Here is a 555-nt window from a genome sequence, read left to right as displayed (position 1 = left end):
CGAACTGGCGGCCGACAAGCGCGGGCACATCCTCGGCCTGCAGGCCAACATGTTCACCGAGCACACGCGCAGCTACGCCCGCCTGCAACACAACCTGTTCCCGCGCCTGGCCGCGGTGGCCGAGACCGGCTGGCCGAAACTGGATCCCCTGTTCCGCGATGATGGCGGCGAGAGCGCCGCGCTGCGCGCGCCTGCGGGCGATCGCCCGGTGATCCTGTTCGGCTCGACCTTCACCGAACGCCTCAGTGCGGCCCCGCACCTGCATGCACAGATCGCCGCCGACATCGCCGCCGGCGAACGCTACTGGCTGCTGACCCTGCATCCGAAGTGCCCGCCACAGCTGTTCGAGCAGTACCGCGCGCTGGCCGGTGCCAATGCGCGCTTCATCGAGCCCGAGCAGGTGATGGCCGCGCAGCGTGCGGCCGACGTGCTGGTGTCGGATACCTCATCGATCGTTTCGGAGTTCATCGTCCAGCACAAGCCGGTGGTGACCTTCCGCAACCGCGTGCCGAAGCCGCACATGATCGACTTCGACGACCCGGCGCAGCTGGCGGC

At 68.8% G+C, this 555-nt stretch carries 1 protein-coding gene; it reads left to right on the top strand.

Annotation, left to right across the window (positions count from 1 at the left end; all coding sequences use genetic code 11):
- Positions 1 to 555: family 20 glycosylhydrolase (locus C9414_RS20955; protein WP_181286200.1), on the top strand; the 555-nt coding region annotated here is incomplete at both ends.

This window comes from Bacillus sp. Nf3, assembly GCF_003028545.1.
Lineage (GTDB): Bacteria > Bacillota > Bacilli > Bacillales > Bacillaceae > Bacillus > Bacillus safensis.
This window is presented reverse-complemented; position numbering and strand designations above follow the sequence as displayed.